We start from the raw sequence: 24,344 nt of genomic DNA, 5'->3' as shown, positions 1-24,344 counted from the left end.
ATGGCTGTTTTCCATGGGACGTGGCTGGCAACGCCGACGCCGCGCTTTTTTGTATGGGCAGAAGAATGGCGATCGCTCACTCAGGCAATCACGCCTTGGGTTCCGACTGCTGTGCCTGTTTATCCCTATGCCACCCAACTGAAGACACCTCCGCTGGTCAAGGCCAGTCCGAGTGTTGCCTATGCTGCTTTGCCCGCACAGATTCAGGAGCATCACCTGTTACCACCTCCCCTAGCGGAAGTCAACGGCGAACCGCTGTTTCTCTGGCAGGTGCCGGGTTGGGCGATTCCTGCCTCAGGGGTTTTAGAGCAACTACATCAACTGGGTCTTCAGGGTCGCGAAAGCGCTGCTATTGGCGATGATCTGCGCTATTGGCTGCACGTTAGTCGCTGGTTACTGGATTTAATTGTGCGCGGCCAATACTTGCCTACGGCTGAAGGGTGGCGGATTCTGCTCACCCATGGGGGCGATCGCGATCGCTTTCGGCAATTTAGCCAACGGATGCCGCATTTATGTCGCTGTTATCAAACTGATGCCACGGCGCTGCGGTTTCCGCCCCATGCCACCGATCTATTGGCAGATTTTCTGCACCACACCTTGCAGGGCTATCTCCACACTGCCCTTGCCACCCTAGAGTTACCCAAAGTGGGCTTGGCTAAGGAGCATAGTCACTGGCTGACTTTCCTCAAAACAGGGCAAGCAACGGAACTGCCGCCTTCTTTTGTGGAACGGCTCCAACGTTGGCAAGAACCCTACCGCGAGCAGTTGGATCTGCGCCCCCAATGGCGCTTGGCACTGCAACTGGTGCCCCCAGATACTGCCGAGGGTGATTGGCGCTTGGCCTTTGGCCTACAAACGGAGGGCGAAACGGAAACGATGCTGGCGGCAGCCGAGATTTGGCAATGTACGCAAGAGTCCCTCCTCTATCACGGACAAGTGCTCTGGCAGCCCCAAGAAACCCTGCTGCGGGGACTGGGTTTGGCCTCACGCATTTATCGTCCCCTCGATCGCAGTCTCCAAGAACCCTCCCCTGTGGGTCTGACGCTGCAAACCACGGAAGTTTATGCCTTCTTGCAAAGTGCCATTCCGCTCCTTGAGCAGCAGGGGGTTGCAATTATTGTGCCGCCGAGTTTGCGCCGCAATAGCGCCCAGCATCGCTTGGGTCTGAGGATGATTGCTTCATTGCCGCCCACCGCCACCAGCGGCTTGAGTATTGAGAGCTTGATGCAGTTTCAGTGGCAATTACAGTTGGGGCAGCATCCCCTCTCGGAAGCAGATTTTGATCAACTGCGCCGCCAAGAGAGTCCCCTTGTTTATCTCAATGGTGAGTGGGTGCTGCTGCGTCCCCAAGAGGTCAAGGCCGCTCAAGAGTTTCTCCAGTCTCCCCAAAAGACCCAGCTCTCCCTTGCCGATACGCTGCGCATTGCCACCGGGGATACGGTAACGGTGGCCAAGTTACCCATTCTTGGTTTAGACGCCAATGCTGCCCTTCAGGCACTACTCGATGGCCTCACGGGTAAACAAACCCTTGATCCAGTGCCGACACCGCAGGAATTTTGTGGTGAACTGCGTCCCTACCAAGCGCGAGGGGTGGCGTGGTTGAGTTTCTTGGAACGCTGGCGGTTGGGGGCTTGCTTGGCCGATGATATGGGCTTAGGGAAAACGATTCAACTGTTGGCCTTTTTGCTCCACCTCAAGGAAGCAGGACGTGCCTACCGACCGACACTGTTGATTTGTCCCACCTCGGTACTGGGCAACTGGCTACGGGAGTGCCAAAAATTTGCACCGACATTGCGTGCCTATGTCCACCACGGCAGCGATCGCCCCAAGGGCAAGGCATTTCTGAAAAACGTCGAAACTCACGATCTGATTCTCACCAGTTATGCCCTCCTGCAGCGCGATCGCGCCACCTTGCAACAGGTGTCATGGCAGCATCTGGTCCTCGATGAAGCCCAAAACATCAAAAATGCCAACACCCAGCAGTCCCAAGCGGCACGGGAACTCTCCGCCCAGTTTCGCATTGCCCTGACGGGAACCCCCCTAGAAAATCGTCTCCTTGAACTCTGGTCGATTATGGACTTTCTGCATCCGGGGTACTTGGGCAATCGCACCTACTTTCAGCACCGCTATGTGCGACCCATTGAACGCTATGGTGACACTACCTCCCTCAACGCCCTGCGCACCTATGTTCAGCCCTTCATTCTACGGCGCCTGAAAACTGACCGCAGCATTATCCAAGACCTGCCCGAAAAACAGGAGATGCTGGTCTATTGCGGTCTCACCCTAGAGCAGATGCAGCTTTACACTGCGGTGGTGGAAGACTCCCTTGCTGCCATTGAAAATAGTGAAGGTATCCAGCGGCGCGGCCATATCTTGGCTACGCTGACCAAACTCAAGCAAATCTGTAACCATCCCGCCCAGTATCTCAAGCAGGAAGACTATGCCCCCGATCGCTCGGGTAAATTGCAACGCCTCATAGAAATGTTGCAAGAGCTTCAGGAAGTGGGCGATCGCGCCCTTGTCTTTACCCAATTTGCCGAATTTGGCACCCACCTGAAAACCTATCTCGAAAAGGCACTACAGCAGGAGATCTTTTTCCTGTCGGGACGCACCCCCAAAGCGCAGCGAGAACTCATGGTGGAACGCTTTCAGCACGATCCTGAGGCACCCACGGTCTTTATCCTTTCCCTAAAAGCGGGGGGCGTGGGCTTAAATCTCACCCGTGCCAATCATGTCTTTCACTACGATCGCTGGTGGAACCCCGCGGTTGAAAATCAGGCCAGCGATCGCGCCTTCCGCATTGGCCAAGCCCGCACTGTCCAAATCCACAAATTTGTCTGCACGGGTACCCTTGAAGAAAAGATCCACGAGCAAATTGAGCAGAAAAAAGCGCTTGCGGACATGATTGTGGGCAGTGGCGAACAGTGGTTAACCGAACTCAACCTCGATCAACTGCGGCAACTGCTCACCCTGGACAAAGAGCGGGTGATCACACTCTAGGCCATTGCCCACTGGGATGCCTGCTCACCGCGTAGGAGGCGAATTTGGGCGATCGCGAAAATGGTGGGAATAATGCGCGCATAGTTGGTGGAAATGGCACGCCAACCCAAGTCGGCAATAAACCACACCCACAAAGCTGTACTGGCAAAGGCTAAGACGCTGCGACCGAGGGCAAATTTAGCGGCTCCCACGGCAGCGCCCCGAGACACCAAGGGAGTGATGGAGAGCTTGTACCCAGCAAAGTGAATGGCAAATTGACGAGCCACCTGCTGCACCACCATGGAGCGGACAACAGAACTGATGGCGATCGCCGCGCCTCCCTCTAGGATCAGGCGTACAGTTTCCATAGAAATCGGGTGGCCGTTGCGCAGTTCGGGCAAGCTATCTTGGATTTGGGCAGCCAAGACCTTGCGATCCTCATCCCCCAGCTTTTTCCACATCCGCTGCAACACATTCAAGAAGATTTCCATTTCCAGTTCGGGGACTGTCCAACTGGGGGAAAACTTAATTTTCAGATAGCGACAGACCCGCATCAACGTTTGCCGATAGCTGATTTGCTGTGCTTTGCCCTTGAGTACTGTCAGACCATCTGCCGCCAAAAAGCGAAACCGCTCCTCAATATCATCGAGCCATGCTTGGCGATCCTGAGCTTGGACGGCAATGGGATCCGGCGTTGTGAGATAGTCCAAGGGATTGAGCCGACGACGAAACAGAATTTCTGTTAGGTCTTGCAACTCCTCCTCCGTCGCCAATTCCAGCGCAGCCCGTAGCTCGTTCATGGGGTTCTCGCTCCAGCAGCAGCACAATAGAACATGATGATTCTTCACCCCTGATTATAGGGATTCAGGCTGAAATTGTGGTACAACCCTTTTCACAAGAATGGGAGATGCGCCACTATCCCAGAAAAGCACGGTTCGGACAGTACAATACAAAAGAGTAGCAGGCTGGCAAAATAAAAAGCTATGGATTTATTAACCCTAGAAGGTTGGCTCGATAACACGGCCTTTGCGGTGCTTTTGATCACGATGTTGCTCTACTGGTGTGGGGCAGCGTTTCCCCAATGGCCTGTTCTCACGGCTGCGGGTCGCACGGGGATGGCGATCGCCAATCTCTGTATTACGGGTCTGCTGGCGGCGCGTTGGATTGAGGGGGGCTACTTTCCCATCAGCAATCTCTATGAATCCCTCTTTTTCCTGTGCTGGGGTTTGACAGCCATGCACTTTGTCGCCGAGTCCATCAGTGGCCAGCGCCTTGTGGGGGTTGTTACTGCACCCGTTGCCATGGGAATTACGGCTTTTGCGGCTCTCTCGCTCCCCCCGGAAATGCAGCAGTCAGCGCCTCTGGTGCCTGCCCTGAAGTCCAACTGGTTAATGATGCACGTCAGTGTGATGATGCTCAGCTATGCCACGTTGATGGTGGGGTCACTGCTGGCGATCGCCTTCCTAGTGGTCACATGGGGCAAACCCGTCAGCCTTAAGGGCAGCTCTGTGGGCACAGGCAGCTTCCGCAGTCGCGCGCCAGAACCTTCCTTAGAACCCTCGACTGGGGGCGGCGGCACCACGGTACTGACCCAACCCACCCTGCAATTGAGTTTGCAACGCCTCACCTTGGCTGAGACCCTCGATAACTTGAGCTACCGCATGATTGGTCTTGGCTTCCCACTGCTAACCATCGGCATTATCTCTGGTGCGGTCTGGGCAAATGAGGCTTGGGGGGCGCCTTGGAGTTGGGATCCCAAAGAAACTTGGGCACTGATTGTCTGGCTGGTGTATGCTGCTTATCTCCATGCCCGCATGACCCGTGATTGGCAGGGGCGCAAGCCGGCCATTCTCGCCACCGTTGGCTTTGGGGTGGTCTGGGTGTGCTACTTGGGGGTGAACCTGCTGGGGAAAGGCCTACACTCCTACGGTTGGTTTTTCTAGCGGTTTTTTGCCCGTGTGGGGCATCTACCACGCCCGCCTGCATACCACCTTAAAAACCCAACAATGGCTCCCTAGGGGGGCACGAATTCTGATTGCTCTATCGGGGGGGCAAGATTCCGTTTGTTTAACGCGCCTGCTATTGGATCTACAGCCCTACTGGCAGTGGTTTTTGGCGGCTGTCCACTGTGATCACCGCTGGCGGGCAGATAGCGCTGCCAATGCAAATTTTGTCCAAGCGCTAGCGCAGCAATGGCATCTACCCTGTGAGGTGGTGAGTGCGCCGCCGCTGCCGAAAACTGAGGCCGCAGCCCGTTCATGGCGTTACCAAGTCTTTGAGACCGTGGCCAAGGCGTTGGATTGCACCCATGTGGTGACCGCCCACACCCAGAGCGATCGCGCCGAAAGTCTCCTACTACATCTACTGCGCGGCACCAGCCCCGATGGCCTAGCCACCCTCTTACCTAGCCGTGCTTTGGGTGCGATTCAGTTAGTACGTCCACTCCTAGGGATGACGCGAGCGGAAACGGCTGCCTTTTGCCAAACCTACGGGTTACCCGTCTGGCAGGATGCAACGAACCACCATCTCAACTATCGCCGCAATCGGCTGCGTTTGGAGTTAATTCCCTATCTGCAAGCGCACTTTAATCCGAATGTGGAAGAGGTGCTTGCCCAAACCGCTGAACTGCTGGCTAGCGATCGCGCCTATTTCGAGGCTGAGGTGGAGCGTCTTGCCCCCACCGTGATCCGCGAGCATCCCCCTGCCTTGGAGCGGCTGCGCCTACGGGAATTGCCCCTTGCGCTGCAACGCCGCTTGATCCAGCGATTTTTGCGTCAGCACCTGAAACGGGGCATTGATTTCAGCCTGATTGAAGCGGTGCGTCCTCTGATCACGGCAGGTAATGGCAGCCAAACCTCAACGCTGCCGGGGGGGTACCACCTGCGGGTCTGTGGTCAGTGGCTTGAACTGATCAGGCCAACGGCACCACCGCCTGAATCTGTTCCTGCGGATCAAGGGGAGCGATCGCCACCCCTACCGCCTCTTTATTGAGGATGGGGATCTCCTCGCCGTTGGTGATCCAGGCTCGCTCTTGGTTCGTCACCAGTGCCAGGGGGCTACCGCCACGGCCAATGCCCGCCAAGCGATCCGCTTTTTGCCGCAGAGGCATCGCCAACTGGCCTAAATGACCAAGGGGCACAACTTCCATTAGGGGCAGCGGCACTTGTTTACCAAGGCCTGAAGTGGTAACGAGGATCACATTCTCCAGTTCCGACAGGGCGATCGCCCCCACCAAGGTTTCTTGCCCACTGAGGCGCACCGCCGCTTGACCTGGATTCAGCCGCCCCAAAGCGGGAATGTCGGGGATGAAAAAGTGAAAGACCCGCCCCCGCGAGGTGGCCAACACTAAGTGATCCGTATCCGCAGGCAGTACCCAACCGAGGGCATCCCCCGCCTTGAGTTTCATCAGTTGCAGACCCCGCCCGCTCAGGTCTTGCAGATCTGAGATTGGAATGACCTTAGTGCGGCCTTGGCGCGTCAGCAAAATCAGCTTCTCTGCTGGGGGTTGACTGGGCACGACTGTCAGGAGGGTTTCCCCTTGCGCCGACTCCGGCAAGAGGGTCAGCAGCGGTTGCCCGCGATCGCTCTCACGGCGGCTGGTAACGGGTAATCGCTCTACGGGCAATGGATACACCTTGCCACTTTCCGTAAACACCCACAGGCGATCGCTAGCCTGTACCGAGAAGGCCAAAGGCAATGGCTCTGACCACGGTAGCCACGTTTGCCACTGGAGACTCCCCCGACTGCCCTGGGACAGACAGCGCCCGTAACCGCGATGATTCACTTCGACCCAGAGGGGCGTATCGTCACGATCATTGGTCTCCACGGCGGTGGGGGGCGGCGGCGCTGCCGTGAGGATTTGAGTGCGGCGGGGATCGGCAAAGGCTTTCTTTAACTGCCGCAATTCTTTCTTCAGTGCCTTGAGGCGCTCAGGACGCTGGCTAATCAGGGTTGCCAACTGGGCAATCCGCGCTTGTAGCTCCGCCTGTTCCCGTTCTAGGTCTTGGCGCTCCTGTTGAGTGAGGCGGCGTAGGGGCATGGCAATCAGGGCACTGGCTTGGCGATCGCTCAAACCCAAGCGGGTCATCAATTCCCGCTGGGCAGTACTGCCATCCGCTGCCGATCGCAAAATCTCAATCACCTGATCCACGGCATTGAGGCCGATTAAGAGTCCCGTCACCACATGCTGGCGGGCTTGAGCTGTTTCGAGATCATGGCGATATTGCCGTAGCAGGGTCTGCTCGCGAAATTGCAGAAACTCACTGAGAATCTCCTTGAGGGAGAGTTGGCGGGGTTGATTGCCCACCAGTGCCATCAAGTTGATGCCATAGGTTACTTGTAGGGCCGTCAGGCGGTAGAGTTGCTCCAAGAGTTGTGCCGCTGAGGCATCCCGCTTCAGTTCAATGACCACCCGCAGCCCCTCGCGATCGCTCTCATCCCGCAGATCGGCAATGCCCTCAAGGCGACCTTGATTCACCAAATCCGCCACCTTCTCAATCCATGCCGCCTTATTCACCTGATAGGGTAGCTCTGTCACCACAATGGCTTGGCGACGGTGGCGGCCGCGTCCGGGCTGAATATCCTCAAGGGTGGCCACCCCCCGCAGGGTGATCGTCCCTCGACCCGTGGTGTAGGCGCGCAGCAATGCTGCCCCATCCACAATCACACCCCCCGTGGGAAAGTCTGGTCCCGGCAGGTGGGTGAGCAGTTCCTCTAGGGAGAGATGGGGACGGTCAATAAGCGCAATCAGAGCATCCACCACTTCCCCCAGATTGTGGGGTGGAATGTTTGTGGCCATGCCCACAGCAATTCCCGTTGCGCCATTCAACAGCAAAATCGGCAGTTGCGCCGGCAGCACCAATGGCTCCTCTTGGGAACTGTCAAAGTTGGGGACAAAATCCACAATCGCGTCGCTGATATTCTCCAGTAGCGTGCGGTGGGCGATCGCTGCCAAGCGCGTTTCCGTGTAGCGCATTGCCGCCGCAGGATCATCATCAATGGAGCCAAAATTGCCATGCCCTGCCAAGAGGGGATAGCGACTGCTAAAGGGCTGCACCAAGCGCACCAGTGCCTCATAGACCGCTTGATCCCCGTGGGGATGATATTTCCCCAGCACATCCCCCACCACCCGTGCACACTTGCGAAAGGGGCGATCGGGCGTCAACCCCAACTCATACATGGCATAGAGAATCCGCCGATGCACTGGTTTTAGCCCATCCCGCACATCTGGTAGTGCCCGCCCCACAATCACACTCATGGCGTACTCCAGATAGGAGCGTTGCATTTCACTGTGCAGTGGTGTTGGGATCACCTGTCCAGAGGTCAGCAAATCCAGTTGTTTGGGCATGATCACCAACGAGCGAAAGGATCATTCCCCACGATACAAGAGTTTTGCGAATTGTAAAGTAAGTTAAGACTCCGTTGGGGTTGCTTCCTCAAGCTTCTCCTTTGTCAGCCGCGCCACTAGTTCCTTAATGAGGATGTAAATGATCGGCACCACAAAGAAACTGAGAAATGTGGCTGCAAGCATGCCGCCTGTGACACTTGTTCCCAAGGAGTGACGGGATTTTGCCCCAGCACCCGTAGCAATGACCAGCGGGAAGATGCCCAGAATAAAGGAGATGGCCGTCATCAAAATGGGGCGCAGCCGTTCCTCGGCGGCATAGATCACCGACTTGACAATGGACGTGCCCTTGCTTTCGCGAATTTGGTTGGCAAACTCCACAATCAGAATTGCATTCTTACTGGCGAGGCCAATCAGCATCACCAAACCAATTTGGCAAAATACATCATTACTCAGCCCCCGCAACCACTGTGCCAACAAAGCGCCCATGATCGCCAAAGGCACCGAAAGGATAATGATCAAGGGGTCAATATAGCTTTCGTACTGCGCCGAGAGCACGAGGAACACAAACACGAGACCAAGGCCAAAAATCAACGGTGCTTGGCCTGCGGAGCGGGTGGACTCTAGGGATAACCCCGTCCAGCTATAGCCGATGCCATTGGGGAGAACCTCCTGAGCCAAGGATGCCATTGTCATCATCGCTTGACTATCACTGAGGGGTGGCACATTTTGACCAGTCACCTCCGCCGAACGGAACAAGTTATGGTGATAAATAATCGGCGGTGCCGAGACCTGTTCAATCGTGACGAGATTACTGAGGGGAATGAGCGCATTTTGCTCCGAGCGTACATAGATGCGGTTGATGTCATCGGGATTCGCGCGAAACTGCTTATCCGCCTGCACAATCACTTGGTAACTGCGGGCAAAAATCGTGAATTGGTTAACGTATAACGACCCCAAGTAAATCTGCATGGCATTAAAAATGTCCTTGAGGGGAATCCCCAAGGCAAGGGCGCGGGTGCGATCGACCGTTACATTTAACTGGGGAGCGTTGATGGCAAAGGGGGTATTCACTGACACAAGGCCGGGGGTTGCATTGGCTTTGAGGATTAGCTCGTTCACTGAACTCGCAAGCGCTTCAAGGCCGAGACCCTGCTGATCCATCACCTGCATATCAAAGCCGCCAAGGCCGCTGCCACCAAGGTTAATGGTCGGCACATTGGATGAAAACACTACTGCTCCGAGTTCACCCACGACGGCCTTCTGAAACTGGGGCAGCAACTGATCAAGGGTTGGCCGCTGTGACCAGGGCTTGAGACTCGTAAAGATAATCCCCTTGTCTGAACCTATGCCGAAGAAGCTAAAGCCGCCAATAGCAAAGGTATGTTCGACCACTGGATTTTGGGCGATCGCGTCCGCTGCTTTGAAGACAATATTGCTCGTGTATTCGAGGGACACCCCCTGAGGCGATTGCACAAGGGTAACAAAATAACCTTGATCCTCTTGGGGGACAAAGCCACCGGGGACAATCTGAAACAGCCCGTAGGTCACCCCCAGCAGTGCCACAAAGCCTGCCAGCACCCAGTATTTTAGGCGCACGACCACAGTCAGGTTGCGTTCATAGCCCCGCCGCATTGTATCGAGAAAGCGGTTAATCCAGCGAAACAAAATAAAGTTCGCCATCGGGGGGCGTTCCCGCCGCAGGAGCAGGGCGCACAAAGGGGGAGAGAGGGTTAAAGCATTAAACGTAGAAAGGGCGATCGCAAAAACAATCGTCAAAGCAAACTGCTGATAGAGCCGCCCAGTGACCCCCGGAAAAAAGGCCACAGGGATAAAGACCGCCATCATTACCAACGAGGTGGCAATCAGTGCCCCTGTCACCTCTTCCATCGAGCGACTGGCAGCTTCTTGGGGGGTCATGCCCTCGTCTTCCATGAGACGGGTGACATTTTCCACGACCACAATGGCATCATCCACCACCAGCCCCGTGGCCAACACCAGACCAAACATGGTCAAGCTATTGATTGAGAAGTCAAAAGCCTTCATAAAGGCAAAGGTGCCCACCAAGGAAACGGGAATCGTGATCGAGGGAATGATCGTGGCACGCCAATCCTGCAAGAACAAAAAGATCACGGCAATGACAAGGATGATGGCCACAATGAGTGTAATGACCACCTCTTTGATTGATTCCTGTACCGCATCCGTGGTGCTAAATCCCACGCTCCACTTCAGACCGGGGGGAAATTTCTCAGCTAAAACAGCCATCTCCGCTTCGACAGCGCGGGCAATGTCGAGGGCATTAGCACCACTGAGTTGATAGATACCAATCCCAACGGCGTCACGGCCATCAAACTGAAAGTTGGTGTTGTAGTTTTGTGCTCCTAGCTCGGTGCGACCGACATCGCGAATGCGAATCACAGAACCATCGTCGCCGCGCTGAATAATAATGTCGGCAAACTCTTCTTCTGAGGCCAAGCGACTTTGGGCTTGAATGGAAATTTGAAACTCCTGTCCCTCTGGTGCTGGGGGGGCACCAATAATCCCGGCTCCCACCTGGACATTTTGATCGGAGAGGGCACGCACCACATCCTGAGCCGTCAGACCGCGACTGGCTAAGCGATTGGGATCAAGCCAAATCCGCATGGCATAGGTGCGTTGACCAAAGACCTGAACCTGCCCTACCCCGTTCAGACGTTGCAGGGGTTGCACCACGTAGAGGGTCGCGTAGTTACTAATGAATGTGGCGTCGTAGTTGTATCCCTCCTCTGGGTATAGGGCTAAGGCCAAAACAATCTGATTTGTGGATTTGCTGACATTTACCCCAGTGTTGATGACCTCTGGTGGCAGTTGGGAGGTGACTGATGCCACTAAGTTATTCACATCCACCGCTGCAATGTTTTGGTCATAGCCCTCAGTGAAGGTGATCGTGATATTGCTGTTGCCAAAGCTGTCACTGGTGGAGTCAATGTAATCCATCCCCTCCACGCCATTAATTTGCGTTTCTAAGATCGTGGTGACATTCGTTTCAACGGTTTCAGCGTTGGCACCTGCATAGTTGGCAGACACCTGAATTGTTGGCGGTGTAACGTTAGGGTAATACTCAATGGGCAGCGTTGGCAGCGCGATCGTCCCCACCAAAATAATCAGCAGAGAACAAACCGTGGCAAAAACCGGGCGCTTAATAAAAAAATCGCTAATCATGCTCTTTTAGGACTCAGGAGTAATGGGCACACCATCGCGCAAGCGCTGAATTCCCGAGACAACAATTTGCTCTCCCGGTTTGAGGCCTTCAAAAACTTGATATCTATTTCCTTGGATTGCCCCCACTTGAATGGGCTTTTGTTTGGCAATCATTTTGCCCTCGGCGTCTTTTTCGGCCACAAAGACAAAGTTTTGCCCGGCAAGATTGGATACCGCCGTGGTCGGCACCAAAATCCCCGGTTGCTGATCGAGAATAATGCGGGCTTGAATTTGTTGATCGGCACGGAGATTATTCCGCGTATTGTCGTAGAGCGCTTTCACTAAAATGGTTTGGGTATTGTTTGTGGTATTGGGGGCAATGAAAAAGACAGAACTCGTACCGACGGCATTGCCATTCATGTCTATTAATTCCACCGGCGTCCCCATCCGAATGCGGGGGATTTGCTCAATGGGCACTTGGATATAGACTTCTAGGGGTTGATTTGAGGTCAGGGTAAGGAGGTCGGTTTGGGGCGTTACAAAATCGCCCACTTTGGGGGGAATATTGCCGACAACACCACTAAAGGGAGCACGCACCTGAAACCAATTCAGGACAACGGCCTGCTGCTGGGCATTGGCTTGGGCAGCCAAGAGAGCTTTTTCTAACTGGGCAATGGTAGCCTGTTGGGCACGAATATCCGCCTCGGTTTGTTGGAGTGCTGCTTGGGCAGTGCGAAAGCTGGTGATGAAGGATTGCGCTTGTTCTTTGGAAACAGCCCCTTCTTCAAAGAGTGCTGTATAGCGTTGCGCTTGAATCCGATTGAACTCTACGGTGGCCAGATTGGAGCGGCGCTGGGCTTCAAGGGCGCGGAGGATCGAGCGGGCATTCTCTACATTGGCTTGGGCAGATTGAATTGCGGCTAAATTGCTGGCCACAACGGCTTGCTGTTCTGAGGGGTCAATAAGAATGAGGGGCTGGCCTTGAGTGACAAACTGGCCGTTTTGAACATTGATTTGGGCGATTCGACCCGAAACTTGGGGTTGTAGCGTGATCGACTCACGGGATTGCAAAGAGGCATTGTAAACAGCGGTTTGCGAAAGGGTTTCCGTTTGAACCGCCGCAAGTTTCACCCGTGCCGCTGGTGGGGGAGCCGTTGCCTTTGGTTGGCCACAGGCGGTAGCAAGGAAGCAAAGACTGCCTAGGAGAGCTGACGTGAACAGTTGCCGTTGCACCATACCTCAGACCTTACAATGTCACCCAGAGTGGGCAATAAACATCCTCAGTCTAGCCTAGAGGCCCCTATGGCGAGTGCTGCTTTAATAATTAGTTTCTGTGTATCTAGGCGAAATCGAGAATAGCTCCTATTGGCAATCCTCCGCTAAGATGTAGAGCAAGGGGCAGGGGGTCATTGCTGGCTCACCTTAGAGCCTAGGACAGTCCTTGCACCAACCTTTATCAACGACAGTACAGGTACCAGTGGCTCTTACCAAGAAAACACAGCAAGAACAACCCATGATTAATGAGCGCATCCGTTTTCCTCGGGTGCGGGTGGTGGATAGTGATGGTTCCCAATTGGGGATTATGTCGTCTCAAGAGGCGATCGCGATCGCCCGTGAAAAGGAACTTGACCTTGTTCTCGTCAGTGACAAGGCAGATCCACCCGTTTGCAAAATTATTGACTACGGCAAGTTTCGCTTTGAGCAGGAAAAGAAGGCGCGGGAAGCCCGCAAAAAGCAGCACACCTCCGATGTCAAAGAGGTGAAGATGCGCTACAAAATCGAAGAACACGATTACAACGTTTGCATCAACCGCGCCGAGCGTTTCCTTAAGGCTGGAGACAAGGTGAAGGCCACTGTGACCTTTCGCGGGCGGGAAATTCAACACGCCCACCTAGCCGAAGAACTCCTCAACCGTATGGCCAATGACCTGCAAGCGGTGGCCGAAGTGCAGCAGGCACCCAAGCAAGAGGGGCGCAATATGATCATGTTTTTGGCACCGAAGCGGTAATCCATGCTGGGGAGCGTATGTTTGGCTATCGTCCAGACCCCAAATCCACGCCGCTGGATATTTCAGACCCTGAGAAACCTCGTTCGGCACTGCTGCTAGCGATCGCCGCCCTTGTCACGATTCTTCTTTGGCAGATTCCCTTGGGGAACTATCTGCTGTATCCCTTTACAATCTTGGCCACATGGTTCCACGAGATGGGGCATGGCCTCACGGCGATTCTGTTGGGGGGCTACTTTCGCGAATTAGTCATCTATCCCAGTGGTTCAGGATTTGCGCGCTATGGGGGCGAGGTGCTGCTGGGCAATTTGGGACATGGCTTAGTCGCCATTGGCGGACCTCTAGGACCCGCGATCGCTGGCAGTGTCTTTATTTTGTCGAGCCGCTCTCATCGCGCCACAGATATTTGCCTCAAAGCCCTAGGAATCATTATTCTCGCCTCAGTGCTGCTGTGGGTGCGATCGCTCTTTGGCATTGTCTTCATGACATTGGTGGGGATTGCCATTCTGCTGGTGGCCTATCGCGGCAATCGCTGGCTCAAGGGGATTTCGATTCAATTCCTTGGGGTGCAAGCCTGTATTAGCACATTTCAGCAGGTGGACTACCTCTTTACCTATGCCATGCCGGGGGGGCAGCTTTCCGATACAGGGCTTCTCCAACGGTACCTCTGGCTCCCCTATTGGCTGTGGGGGGCGCTGATTTCTGTGATGACCTTGGGGTTGCTGCTGTGGAGTCTCAAGGTGGCCTATACCCGCCCTAAGTAATGCCCCAGCGGTGTCGCCAACGACTGGTGGATTCACGGTTAGCGGTTTGTTGCTCCGCTTGGCGGCGCGATCGAATCATCTCCGCACTATCCCGCAGGTGCGGATCGCGGTAGGGAATACCCGCACGGGTTTGCAAATGTTCCTGCTCCATCAGCGACAGCGGAATAAGCTGATCGGCTTGCCAGCGAGCTACGGTGCCCTGTGCCCATTCATGGCGGTGCTGGGGGGCAACAAGTGGTAGCGTTCCAAGGTGTAAACCCGCCGCCTGCAAAGCGGCACGAACGGCAGCAGCACGACAATAGGTGGCCAAATGCCCCTCAGGTGCCAAACACTGAGCCACTAGACGTAAAAATTCTACCGTCCAGAGTTGCGGACAGCGCTGGGGTGAAAAGGGATCAAGAAAAATGGCATCTGCTTGGAATCCTTGGCGAACAAGGTCTTGAATGGTTTGGCGAGCATCCCCAATTAAAAGCTGTGCCTCACAGTGGGGGGTGCTCACCTGCTGTTGCTGAGCGAGTCCTTCAAGAATCGTTTGAACCGATGCTGGCCAAGGGGGCATGACTGCTAAGGCTGCTTGGGGAACGCCCAGATCCAGTTCTAAGCCAATAACTGTAACTTGACAGGTGGGATTGTGCTGCCAAATCACCTCTAACGCAGCGGCGGTGTTGTAGCCCAAACCATAGCAGATGTCCAAAAGGCGCAGATGAGACGCTTGGGCTTTGCGGGGCAAATCGGTGGCGATCGCGAACTTTTCAAAGGCTTCTTGACGCGCTCCCCCAAGGCTATGGAACGTTTCCTGAAATTCTGGCGAAAAAAACGTAAAAGAGCCATCCGCCGTTGGTTGCGGCTGCCAGATTGAGTTTAGGGCAGGAGCTAAGTTTTGGGAATAGGCCATCACTGCATTTGCGTGGGAGTTTCCGGTTGGGGGGCAGGTGGTCGATTCATGATCACAACGCCAATTCCCGCGATCAAAAGAACAACGACGATGCCGCCAACAATCAGTAACCAAGGGGGAGAGGATTTAGGGGCGGGTGCTGACGCTGGGGTAGCATTGGCTGGCAGCGATGGGGGCGTGGCATTAAATTCTGTTTCTTCTTCTGATTTTTTATCGTCTGCACCTTCCTCAGCTTGGGTAATCGTTGAGGTCATGGGCACGGCCTTAATGCTGTGATAGTTAACGCTCTTCAAATACTTAATAAACTCCGCCTCCCCCATGGACACAGTAGCATAGTGCGCCTTAACGGAACCGCCAAAGTTAATCTCATCTCCATCTTTTAGCTCATGACTTTGCACCCGCTGGCCATTCACTAGGATACCGTTGGCACTGGGCTTACCATCAGCATTGCCATCCACGACGCGGTAGCGATAGCCATTTGGTGAGGGAATCCGCAGCAGCAGCGCGTGTTGCCGTGAGACACCGTGACCATGAATCACGATCGCATTGGTGACATCGCGGCCAATGGAGTAGGTTGCCGCCTCCAAAGGGATCGTGCGCTTACCCGTTTCGTCCTCAATGTTGAGTAGATGGTGCTGACGGTTACCACTCATGGGAACAACTTAGATTAATTGACGATTGTTAATCAATATCTTAGCCTGAGGGCTAGAATTCCCAAAGATACTACAAAAGCTAAGGGCAACGATCATCCCGTATCAATAAGAGGCTCAGAAACTAGAACCTACGGTGTGGCATTAACGCCGCTGTGCCAATGGTTGTGCCTTCAAGATAGAGGGGCTGACGGCGCATAGTGTCCTAACCAACACAACAAACGCATGAGCCCTCCCCCATGGCATCGGTTGGGGTGAAAAGGTGAAGCCGATTTTCACCTACGCAGTTTCCTGATCCACTAAGGGAAAGAGGCGCACGGGGGCGAGGGCTTGCAGTTGTTGACCGAGGCGAAAGGCTTGGGGTTCATAAAGTCCAAGAGTCAGTGTCGCAGGCAGTTGCTGGATAAAGGTGCGCGATCGCGGCAGGGGCAGACCCGTAATCTTGGTGATCAGATTGCCAATTTCTAGGGCAGCTTCCGCGTTGCGAGGATGACCGACCCAAAGCCGCCAGAGACGGCGGGGCGCCATTTTGCCCTGTTCAATGCGCCGTAGGCCATCAATGGTTGCTAAAACAATCAGGCGATCGCCCACCGTGAGTTGCAGCGTATCACTGGGCAAAAACTGATGACTGATCTCACCGCCGAGAAACTGCTCATGGCGATTGTAGAAAATGGGGATGACTGCATAACCATAGGCCACCTCACCAATCAACTTGCCCTCAAGGGTGTCGCCGGCAGTAACGGTGTAATCGGCAATCAGTACCGTCTGCTGGTCAATTTGAAACAGACCCAACATTGTTTCGCCAAAGGCGGCACCGGCAAAGGCCTCAGCAGCAAGGGCATAGGCACAGAGGGGGCGGGCACGCGGTAGGAGATCCCGCAGATCATTAGTGAGGCTGGGATCATAGATGCCAATGACCAACCCAATGGGGGATTCCCGCTGCTCCGTGGCTTGACGAGCAATGAGGGCTGCCTCTAGGTTCAACATTTCATCGGCAGTGGTGAGAACCACACTTTTGGCGGTCTCCAAATGGGCTTGGGGGAGCTTTTCTGGAATGTTGCCAAGGAGCATGGGCAGGTCTTCAAAAAGCTGAGTTTGCTCTGGGTTGTCCACCAGTAGCACAAGGGGTTGACGGAAGGCACGTAGGATTTGCACCACCTGTTGACCAATGCGATCTAAGCCAACAACAATCACGTGATCCGCCGTGGGCAGGGGGGGACGTTTCTTGAGAAAGTCAAACCGCGCTTGCAGCAGCTTTTCCGCCAAAAGTCCCAAGACACCGACAATAAAGAGGAGGCTGACGATCGCCACCAAAATACAGACCACCAGCAGCCAAGGGGGAATCGGATCGTTTTCTAGCCCGCCAAAAACATCGCCAAAGCCCCCCAAAAGGAGAATAAACCCGGCAGCAAAGGCTTTTTGCCATGTGAGTTCGGGGACGTTGTAGCGCAGCAAGATCGCGGTCACAAGCCACAGACCACTGCCCATCCAAAGGCCATTGAAGATCAACTCACGAGAGCGATCGCCATGGATCCACTGCCAGAATTGTTCTACCTGCTCAGGCAGTTGGCGCACCTGCTGAATGAGGCGCTGGATGGGATTGGGGTCAGGGATGGGCAAGGATTTCACCACTTCTACCCGTTCAATCCAAATCGGGCGATCGCCCACCGCAAAGCACAAATCCGGCGGCCAATGGTTAAAGAGGCGGTGGGGGCGCGTTGGCTGGAAGATTGAGGATTGGGCATGGCACGAGCGCACACTAATGAGGCGTTGGTGACGGCGCTGCCAGCGGTGGGCAGGCGTACCCACGAGGGGACTCTCAGCGGTAATCGTTTGTTGCAACACCCGAAACTGCTGACCCTCAATCGTAAACGCAGCAAGGATATTTTCCTCAAGGGCTGCAAGGGCGAAGGCAGGAGCTGGTAGTTCCGTGGGATTGAGCGCCACAAAGCTCCCCAGTTTTTTCTCTAGAAGGGCGTTGAGATTATCGCGACTAGAGCGCACCACAAGATGGACATCGGGATTTAAGCGCCGAGCCACAATCGCTGTCGCAATATTGGTGGCCTCATCACTGGTCACCGCCAGTAAGGTACGACAGCGATCAATCCCAGCCACTTTCAGAACCGCCTCCTGCCGGCAATCACCGATGATCACAGGTTCACTGAGCAACTCCGTCAACTGCGGAATTTCCCACTCAATGTTGGCGTGGCGTTCAATGGCACGAATCTCTAGAGCCAAATGCTCACCGGCAAAGCGGCGCAGACTTTGGATACAAAATTGCCCTAAACTGCCAAGGCCGCAGATAATAAAGCGATCGCCCGCAGTCGTTTCACCTATTTGAGTGGCCTGCGGTGTGGCTGAGGCAACAGACCAAGATTTCCACCAATAGGGAAAGGGCTGATGGGGTTCTGCCGCAAAGAGTTGGAGACTGCCCCGCTGCCACTGCTGCCAAAGGGTCTTGCCCCACCTAGATAGGCGATCTAAATCTGTTGGCTCTAAAGTTGTCGATTCAACCCAGATGCTGAGGTGGCGATCGCCGATATCAATGAACCACGTTGCCCTGCTACCCAATAGTTGGTGCAGTTGGCGGTCAATGACATCCTCAAGGCTGGCCATAGCCTCCTAGCCAAAATGGGACAGCAACTCCTGTGGATCCAACTGACGACCGATCACCACTAGACGAGTTTGGCGTGACTCTGCCGCTTGCCACGGGCGATCGTAAAACAAGTCTAACCGTTGACCCACCCCTTGCACCACCAGACGCATCGGCTTGCCCTCAATGGCCGCAAAGCCCTTAACGCGGTAAATGTTAGGTATTTGCAGCAAGCGCTCGAGGGATTGACGTAGGCGTTGCAGATCCCAAGCCCCTAGCTCTAAACAAACCGCTTGAATCTCCGCGTCGTGGTCATGCTCCTCCTCAAAGTCATGATGGCTGGGTCGCTGCCCCAAATTCTCCTCCACCGCTGCATTAAATCCCAGCAGCAGATCCGCCGGCACCTGTCCTTGGTGAGCCGCCAGCAGCTTAATCCGTGGGGGCAATTGAGTGCGCAGTTCAGCGATGAGCAGCTCTACCTGATCGGGAGTCAGTTGATCCGCCTTGCTGAGGATGACCAAGTCGGCACAGGCCAGTTGATCGTTAAAGAGTTCCTCAAGGGGGGTGTCCTCATGCTCCAAGCTAGGATCGGCTGCCTTTTGGGCAAAGAGCGCCTCCAGATCAGCACTCACTTGACCGGCTGCCAAGGCAACGCCATCTACCACTGTCACCACCCCATCGACGGTTGCGGCATGGCGCACCTGCGGCCAACGAAAAGCCATCACGAGCGGCTTGGGTAAGGCGAGTCCAGAGGTTTCAATGACAATGTGATCAATCTCCTGCCGTCGTGCCAAGAGGGTTTGCATGGTGGGCAAAAATTCCTCCTGCACTGTGCAACAGAGGCACCCATTGGTGAGTTCCCAGATGCCCGCTGTGCGATCGCAACAGGACTGCAAAAGTTCGCCATCAATACCGACATCACCAAATTCATTCACAATCACGGCAATGCGCCTGCCCGCTGCATTCTGAAGCAACTGCCGAATTAGGGTGGTTTTACCGCTCCCTAGAAAACCCGTGATAATCGTGACTGGAATTTTTGCACTCATTTTGCTAAAAGGCCTCAATACCGGCAAAATCTTGAAGTTGATGGGCGGCTTCGCCACAGGTTCGGGGTGTGGGAAACACCTTTTCGGGGTTGGCAAGGCGTTTGGGATCAAAAGCGGAGCGCACCTGCTGCATCGTTTCTAAATCTACTGGGCTAAACATCTCACCCATGAAACAGGCCTTATCGCTACCAATCCCGTGTTCACCGGAAATGCTGCCCCCCAAGCGCACACAGAGCTTGAGGATTTCACCGCCTAGAGCCTCCACCTCGGCAAGGGCGCCCGGCACTGCCTGATCGTAGAGAATCAAGGGATGCAGATTGCCATCCCCAGCGTGGAAAACATTGGCAATGCGATAGCCACTGCGCTGACTCAGTTGTTCAATTTCCTTGAGGACGGTGGCCAGTTGACTGCGAGGAATCACCCCATCTTGGACAAAATAATTAGGACTGAGGCGACCCGCAGCCGCAAAAGCCGCTTTGCGACCCTTCCAAAGGCGGAGGCGATCTTCAGCTTCTGTAGCAACCGTTACATGGCGTGCTCCCTGTTCATAGCAAATGCGTGTGACGCGCTCCTGCAAAATGGGCACTTCGGCATCTAGGCCATCCACTTCCACTAGGAGTACGGCGCCAGCATCGCGGGGGTAGCAATTGGTGGCCACCACATCCTCAACGGCATTGATACTGAGGTTGTCCATGATTTCCATGCCAGCGGGAATAATCCCCGCCCGAATAATCGCGGAAACCGTTTCTCCCGCTGCTTCAATCGTGGTGAAGTCCGCCAATAGCACGGCGATCGCCTCCGCCTGTTTGAGAATCCGCAGCCGAATTTCTGTGGCAATTCCCAGCGTCCCTTCGGAGCCAACAAAGACACCCATGAGATCGTAGCCGGGCATTTCTGGGGCCGCACCCCCCAGTTCAACAATCTCACCATTGGGCAACACCACCGTCAGTCCCAGCACATGATTCGTGGTCACGCCATACTTCAGGCAGTGGACGCCCCCAGAGTTTTCAGCGACATTGCCGCCAATGGAACAAATAATTTGACTGGAGGGATCCGGGGCATAGTAAAAGCCCTGATCGGCAACGGCTTGCGTTACCCAAGCATTGATTACCCCTGGCTGCACAACCACCTGCTGGTTGGCCAGATCAATCTCTAGAATCTGGTTCATGCGGGAGGTGACGACGAGAATCCCCTCGGTGTGGGGTAAGGCTCCCCCCGATAGCCCCGTCCCTGAACCGCGGGCAACAAAGGGAATACGGTAGCGATCGCACACCTTGAGGATGGCAGAGACTTGGGCAGTGGTTTGCGGTAGCACGACCAGTTTGGGTCGTTGCCGATACATGGATAGCCCATCGCACTCATACACAAGGGCTTTTGCTGCATCACTGATGACGCTCCCCTTGCCGACAATGGCTGCTAGCTCCTCTGTGACCCGCTGCCAAGGGGTAATTTGCTGTAGTGTGGACATCCCCAGTGCTCTAAACCGCCTTCTCCTATCGTAAATGGGTCTGTTGCCTCAGGAATGGGACTAGGGGGCATTTGACATTTATTTACTAGATAGTTATAAAATTATATTTAGATTGACTAGGCTAAAGTCGTCACCGTTTTAAGTCTGCACGATTCCCCTCACGCTTTACCCCATAAAGGAGTCCGTTATGCTGTTTCGCCAACTTTTTGACTACGACACTTGGACCTATTCTTACCTGATTGCCGATGAAGCCACGGGTGAGGCCGCCTTGGTGGATAGCGTCCTTGAACAGGTGGATCGGGATGTGCAGTTAATTGAGCAATTGGGGTTGAAACTGCGCTACTGCCTCGAAACCCATGTCCACGCCGACCACATTACCGGGGCGGGCAAAGTCCGCGAACGCACAGGCTGCAAAACCCTTGTGCCCGAAAATGCCCATGTGGACTGCGCCGATGGCTATATTAAAGACGGTGAAGTGATTCACGTCGGTAGCATTCCGATTCAGGCGATCGCCACCTTGGGGCACACCGATAGCCACATGGCCTTCCTCGTGAATGGTACCCACCTGCTGACGGGGGATTCCCTGTTTATCCGTGGCTGTGGGCGCACTGATTTCCAAAGTGGCGATGCAGGCGCAATGTACGATGCGGTAACACAGCGGCTCTTTACGCTCCCAGACACCACATTGGTCTATCCCGGCCATGACTATCGCGGTCACACCGTTTCCACCATTGGTGAAGAAAAACGCTTTAATCCCCGCTTTGTCGGTCGCGATCGCCAGCAGTTCATTGAGTTCATGGCCAACCTGAACCTGCCGGATCCCAAGAAAATTATGGAAGCGGTGCCCGCTAACCAACAGTGTGGCATGGTTGCCGCCGCCGTCTAGTCCTTTGACCCCTGATCGCCCCTGTCTAGCCAACCCTGAGTAACCACTGGAGAACCAACGACGATGACCACAGCAACGACTGAGTCTCCCCTCATTTCTGCGGCTGAACTGCACGATGCCCTGCAACGCCAGCAGGTACTGCTCATTGATGTGCGGGAGCCAAGCGAATACAACAATGCCCACATTCCGGGAGCGCTGCTCTGTCCTTTGGCCAATGTGAAGGAACTTGAACCCGCCTGTAATTCTGACACCCCGGTGGTGCTCTACTGTGAATCTGGCCGGCGATCGCGCATGGCCTGCGAAATCCTTGCCAGTCGGGGGTTCGCAAATCTGAAAAACCTTGAAGGGGGCATTCAACGCTGGAAACAGGGGGGCTATCCGATCACGGGTGCGGTTAGTGCGCCCATCAGCCTGATGCGGCAGGTGCAAATTGTGGCCGGCAGTCTGATTCTCACGGGAGTGATCTTGGGCTTTACCGTCAATCCGGGATTCTTCTTCCTGTCGGGCTTTGTCGGTGCCGGTTTGGTCTTTGCCGGTGTCACCGGTACCTGTGCCCTAGCGCGGGTTTTGGCACTGCTGCCCTTCAATCGCCCACAGGTGAAATAACCCATGCTGAGCTACTGGATAGGGCATGGGCTGGCGATCGCCATCGGCTTGAGTCTGGGTCTATTGGGGGGCGGCGGTTCTGTCCTTGCCCTGCCAGTGCTGGTCTATGTCATGGGCATTGAAACCAAGGTCGCGATCCCGATGACGCTTGTGATTGTCGGCAGCGTCAGTTTACTGGCAGTCATTCCCCAGTGGCGGCGCGGCTACGTTAATTTGCGTCTGGCACTGATTTTTGGTTCGGCAACCATGATGGGTGCCTATCTCGGGGCGCGACTGGCAGCCTTGCCTTGGATTACCGATACGGTGCAACTCTTACTTTTTGCCGTTGCCATGATGGTGGCGGCTATTTTAATGATTCGGCGGCAACAGCGTCCCCCTGCCCCTGAACTCACCCCGCCGGAACGTTCCCTTGAGAGCCAGCTCTATGCTCCTCCAGTCTGTAAGTACTGTTGGCTGTGGCTACCCACCGAAGGCATTGGTGTGGGTATTCTGACGGGGTTGGTGGGGGTTGGTGGGGGCTTTGCCATTGTGCCTGCCCTTGTTTTATTGGGCAAAATTCCAATGCGGCAGGCGATCGGCACCTCACTGCTGATTATCACCGCCAATTCCGTGGCTGCGGTTTGGGGCTATCTGGGCACGGTTAGCTTGGATCCCCACTTAACCCTGACCCTCACCTTAGCCGCCGCTAGCGGTTCTGTTATCGGTAGCTATCTCAGTCACGGCATTTCTGCCAAGCGACTTCAGCAGGGCTTTGGTTACTTCTTAATTGGCATTGCGGCCTTTGTGATCCTGAAAACCCTACTGGCACCTCCCCAGCGCAGCAAAAGCTCCTCCCTACCGCCGAGGCACTACCTTACTGCATCGGTTCCCGCAAGACCAAGCCGCACCTAAGACGCTGTTTCAGGAGTCTCTGCAGCACTCTGCTGTTGCCCAATTTGATTCAGTAGCGAAAGAACGCGACTGCCCCGTTCCAGCGATCGATCCTCAATAAAGACGACCTCCGGTGTCCGCCGCAGGCGAATGCGCTGCCCCAATTCCCGTCGCACAAAGCCTGAAGCCGCTTTCAAGCCGGCCATGGTTGAGCGCCGTACCTCATCGGTGCTGTAGATACTGACGAAGATCTTGGCGTGCTGCAAATCACCGGAAACTTCCACATCGGTGACACTGACCATGCCCGCCCCCACGCGCTCATCGCGGATTTCATACATTAACAACTGGCTCACTTCCCGTTTGATTAATTCTGCTACCCGTGCCACCCGTCGTTCGGTCGCCATGGCGGGCCTCCTTTTCTCGGTTGTTGGCAAAGACTATCCTGCACGTCTCCTATCTTATCAAGACAGCTATCCCTCTGTTTCTGGCGGGTGGGCGATCGCCCAAGACTTTTATGGCAGCAACCGCTGGCAGCAGTGTTACAAAAGTTAACATTTCTTGCTGACGTTCTCTGCCAGTTGAGGCCTGAATTTCCTGCTCTCTTGCCAGATTGCCACCCCTGCTCAAAAATGAGAAAGCTGAGAAGCTAGGCAACAATCACCTTGATATTTCGTAAGAATTCCGCTATCACGTTAATATAGTTCTCCCGCAGCAAATGCTGATGGGAAGCTTAACCTACCCTTGGTGAACGCCAACAGCAACTAGGTAAAACCACCTACTAGCTCAAGCGTTAGCGAGGGATGGGTTTCTTAATTTATGAAGCCAAATTAACAGGATGCTGGAGCGATCGCTCCTAAGTTTTAGAGAGCCGATCACGCCCTACCAGCAACTGTAAGGTTCTAAATCTGGCATCTATATCTGCAAGAGGATTTAATTCCATGACGATCGCAATTGGACGAGCGCCAGCAGAACGGGGATGGTTTGACATCCTCGACGACTGGCTCAAGCGTGACAGATTTGTCTTTGTCGGCTGGTCAGGCATCCTGCTGTTTCCCTGC

General features: G+C 54.8%; 19 protein-coding genes and 1 pseudogene. 10 read left to right on the top strand and 10 right to left on the bottom strand.

The window, feature by feature from the left end:
• Entirely contained in the window at positions 1 to 3,000 is a 3,000-nt protein-coding gene (locus RHK62_RS00855) for a DEAD/DEAH box helicase (RefSeq protein ID WP_310453115.1), read from the top strand.
• Here RHK62_RS00855 and RHK62_RS00850 read toward each other — a convergent pair.
• Positions 2,997 to 3,779, bottom strand: a complete 783-nt coding sequence (locus RHK62_RS00850) for a YaaW family protein (protein ID WP_190278036.1) — start codon at positions 3,777 to 3,779, stop codon at positions 2,997 to 2,999. The genes RHK62_RS00855 and RHK62_RS00850 overlap by 4 nt on opposite strands.
• Before the next feature lie 183 nt (positions 3,780 to 3,962).
• Here RHK62_RS00850 and ccsB point away from each other — a divergent pair, with 183 nt between their 5' ends.
• Both ccsB and tilS read left to right on the top strand, forming a co-directional pair.
• Complete coding sequence (gene ccsB / locus RHK62_RS00845; protein ID WP_310453114.1) at positions 3,963 to 4,922, top strand: c-type cytochrome biogenesis protein CcsB; 960 nt, start codon at positions 3,963 to 3,965, stop codon at positions 4,920 to 4,922.
• 13 nt (positions 4,923 to 4,935) lie between these two features.
• Positions 4,936 to 5,970 (top strand): tRNA lysidine(34) synthetase TilS, encoded by a 1,035-nt coding sequence (gene tilS / locus RHK62_RS00840; protein WP_310453113.1) that lies wholly within the window; start codon positions 4,936 to 4,938, stop codon positions 5,968 to 5,970.
• On the opposite strand, the gene RHK62_RS00835 is transcribed toward tilS, so the two are convergent.
• From RHK62_RS00835 to RHK62_RS00825, 3 genes are all read right to left on the bottom strand, one after another.
• Entirely contained in the window at positions 5,891 to 8,326 is a 2,436-nt protein-coding gene (locus RHK62_RS00835; protein WP_310453112.1) for a DNA topoisomerase (ATP-hydrolyzing), read from the bottom strand. The genes tilS and RHK62_RS00835 overlap by 80 nt on opposite strands.
• Positions 8,327 to 8,389: 63 nt before the next feature.
• On the bottom strand, positions 8,390 to 11,524 hold the full coding sequence (locus tag RHK62_RS00830; protein WP_310453111.1) for an efflux RND transporter permease subunit: 3,135 nt from the start codon (positions 11,522 to 11,524) through the stop codon (positions 8,390 to 8,392).
• 6 nt (positions 11,525 to 11,530) lie between these two features.
• Positions 11,531 to 12,739, bottom strand: a complete 1,209-nt coding sequence (locus RHK62_RS00825; protein WP_206200649.1) for an efflux RND transporter periplasmic adaptor subunit — start codon at positions 12,737 to 12,739, stop codon at positions 11,531 to 11,533.
• A gap of 277 nt (positions 12,740 to 13,016) precedes the next feature.
• Between RHK62_RS00825 and infC the strand changes: the two genes are divergently transcribed.
• Both infC and RHK62_RS00815 read left to right on the top strand, forming a co-directional pair.
• A complete protein-coding gene (infC, locus tag RHK62_RS00820) occupies positions 13,017 to 13,511 on the top strand; it encodes a translation initiation factor IF-3 (protein ID WP_225901679.1) in 495 nt (164 codons plus the stop codon).
• A gap of 17 nt (positions 13,512 to 13,528) precedes the next feature.
• Positions 13,529 to 14,272, top strand: coding sequence for a M50 family metallopeptidase (locus RHK62_RS00815; protein ID WP_302677006.1), 744 nt, complete (start codon positions 13,529 to 13,531; stop codon positions 14,270 to 14,272).
• Here RHK62_RS00815 and RHK62_RS00810 read toward each other — a convergent pair.
• The 5 genes from RHK62_RS00810 to RHK62_RS00790 all read right to left on the bottom strand — a co-directional run bounded on the left by RHK62_RS00810 (position 14,265) and on the right by RHK62_RS00790 (position 20,924).
• Positions 14,265 to 15,167, bottom strand: coding sequence for an MnmC family methyltransferase (locus RHK62_RS00810; protein WP_310437840.1), 903 nt, complete (start codon positions 15,165 to 15,167; stop codon positions 14,265 to 14,267). The two genes, RHK62_RS00815 and RHK62_RS00810, sit on opposite strands and share 8 nt — an antisense overlap.
• Complete coding sequence (locus tag RHK62_RS00805; protein ID WP_310453110.1) at positions 15,167 to 15,820, bottom strand: FHA domain-containing protein; 654 nt, start codon at positions 15,818 to 15,820, stop codon at positions 15,167 to 15,169. The genes RHK62_RS00810 and RHK62_RS00805 overlap by 1 nt, the downstream gene beginning before the upstream one ends.
• A gap of 276 nt (positions 15,821 to 16,096) precedes the next feature.
• The gene (locus tag RHK62_RS00800) at positions 16,097 to 18,433 is read right to left on the bottom strand and encodes an NAD-binding protein (RefSeq protein WP_310453109.1); all 2,337 of its coding nucleotides are present in this window, start codon (positions 18,431 to 18,433) and stop codon (positions 16,097 to 16,099) included.
• Positions 18,434 to 18,439: 6 nt separating this feature from the next.
• Positions 18,440 to 19,456 (bottom strand): cobalamin biosynthesis protein CobW, encoded by a 1,017-nt coding sequence (gene cobW / locus RHK62_RS00795; RefSeq protein ID WP_310453108.1) that lies wholly within the window; start codon positions 19,454 to 19,456, stop codon positions 18,440 to 18,442.
• A gap of 4 nt (positions 19,457 to 19,460) precedes the next feature.
• On the bottom strand, positions 19,461 to 20,924 hold the full coding sequence (locus RHK62_RS00790) for an FAD-linked oxidase C-terminal domain-containing protein (RefSeq protein WP_310453107.1): 1,464 nt from the start codon (positions 20,922 to 20,924) through the stop codon (positions 19,461 to 19,463).
• A gap of 187 nt (positions 20,925 to 21,111) precedes the next feature.
• Here RHK62_RS00790 and RHK62_RS00785 point away from each other — a divergent pair, with 187 nt between their 5' ends.
• From RHK62_RS00785 to RHK62_RS00775, 3 genes are all read left to right on the top strand, one after another.
• The gene (locus RHK62_RS00785) at positions 21,112 to 21,810 is read left to right on the top strand and encodes an MBL fold metallo-hydrolase (RefSeq protein ID WP_024124642.1); all 699 of its coding nucleotides are present in this window, start codon (positions 21,112 to 21,114) and stop codon (positions 21,808 to 21,810) included.
• 63 nt (positions 21,811 to 21,873) lie between these two features.
• A complete protein-coding gene (locus tag RHK62_RS00780) occupies positions 21,874 to 22,416 on the top strand; it encodes a rhodanese-like domain-containing protein (protein WP_310453106.1) in 543 nt (180 codons plus the stop codon).
• Positions 22,417 to 22,419: 3 nt separating this feature from the next.
• The gene (locus RHK62_RS00775) at positions 22,420 to 23,307 is read left to right on the top strand and encodes a sulfite exporter TauE/SafE family protein (RefSeq protein ID WP_302678593.1); all 888 of its coding nucleotides are present in this window, start codon (positions 22,420 to 22,422) and stop codon (positions 23,305 to 23,307) included.
• Here RHK62_RS00775 and rbfA read toward each other — a convergent pair.
• The gene (gene rbfA, locus RHK62_RS00770) at positions 23,304 to 23,690 is read right to left on the bottom strand and encodes a 30S ribosome-binding factor RbfA (protein WP_149820016.1); all 387 of its coding nucleotides are present in this window, start codon (positions 23,688 to 23,690) and stop codon (positions 23,304 to 23,306) included. The genes RHK62_RS00775 and rbfA overlap by 4 nt on opposite strands.
• Between rbfA and RHK62_RS00765 the strand changes: the two genes are divergently transcribed.
• Together RHK62_RS00765 and RHK62_RS00760 are read left to right on the top strand one after the other, a co-directional pair.
• The gene (locus RHK62_RS00765) at positions 23,689 to 23,838 is read left to right on the top strand and encodes a hypothetical protein (RefSeq protein WP_310453105.1); all 150 of its coding nucleotides are present in this window, start codon (positions 23,689 to 23,691) and stop codon (positions 23,836 to 23,838) included. The genes rbfA and RHK62_RS00765 overlap by 2 nt on opposite strands.
• A 386-nt stretch (positions 23,839 to 24,224) precedes the next feature.
• Positions 24,225 to 24,344: pseudogene (locus tag RHK62_RS00760) on the top strand (photosystem II D2 protein (photosystem q(a) protein)); the annotation flags it as partial.

Origin of the sequence: Thermosynechococcus sp. HY213 (assembly GCF_031460975.1) — a bacterium.
In the GTDB taxonomy this organism is placed as follows: domain Bacteria; phylum Cyanobacteriota; class Cyanobacteriia; order Thermosynechococcales; family Thermosynechococcaceae; genus Thermosynechococcus.
The sequence above is the reverse complement of the archived record's forward strand: the minus strand, read 5'-3'. Positions and strand labels throughout refer to the sequence as shown.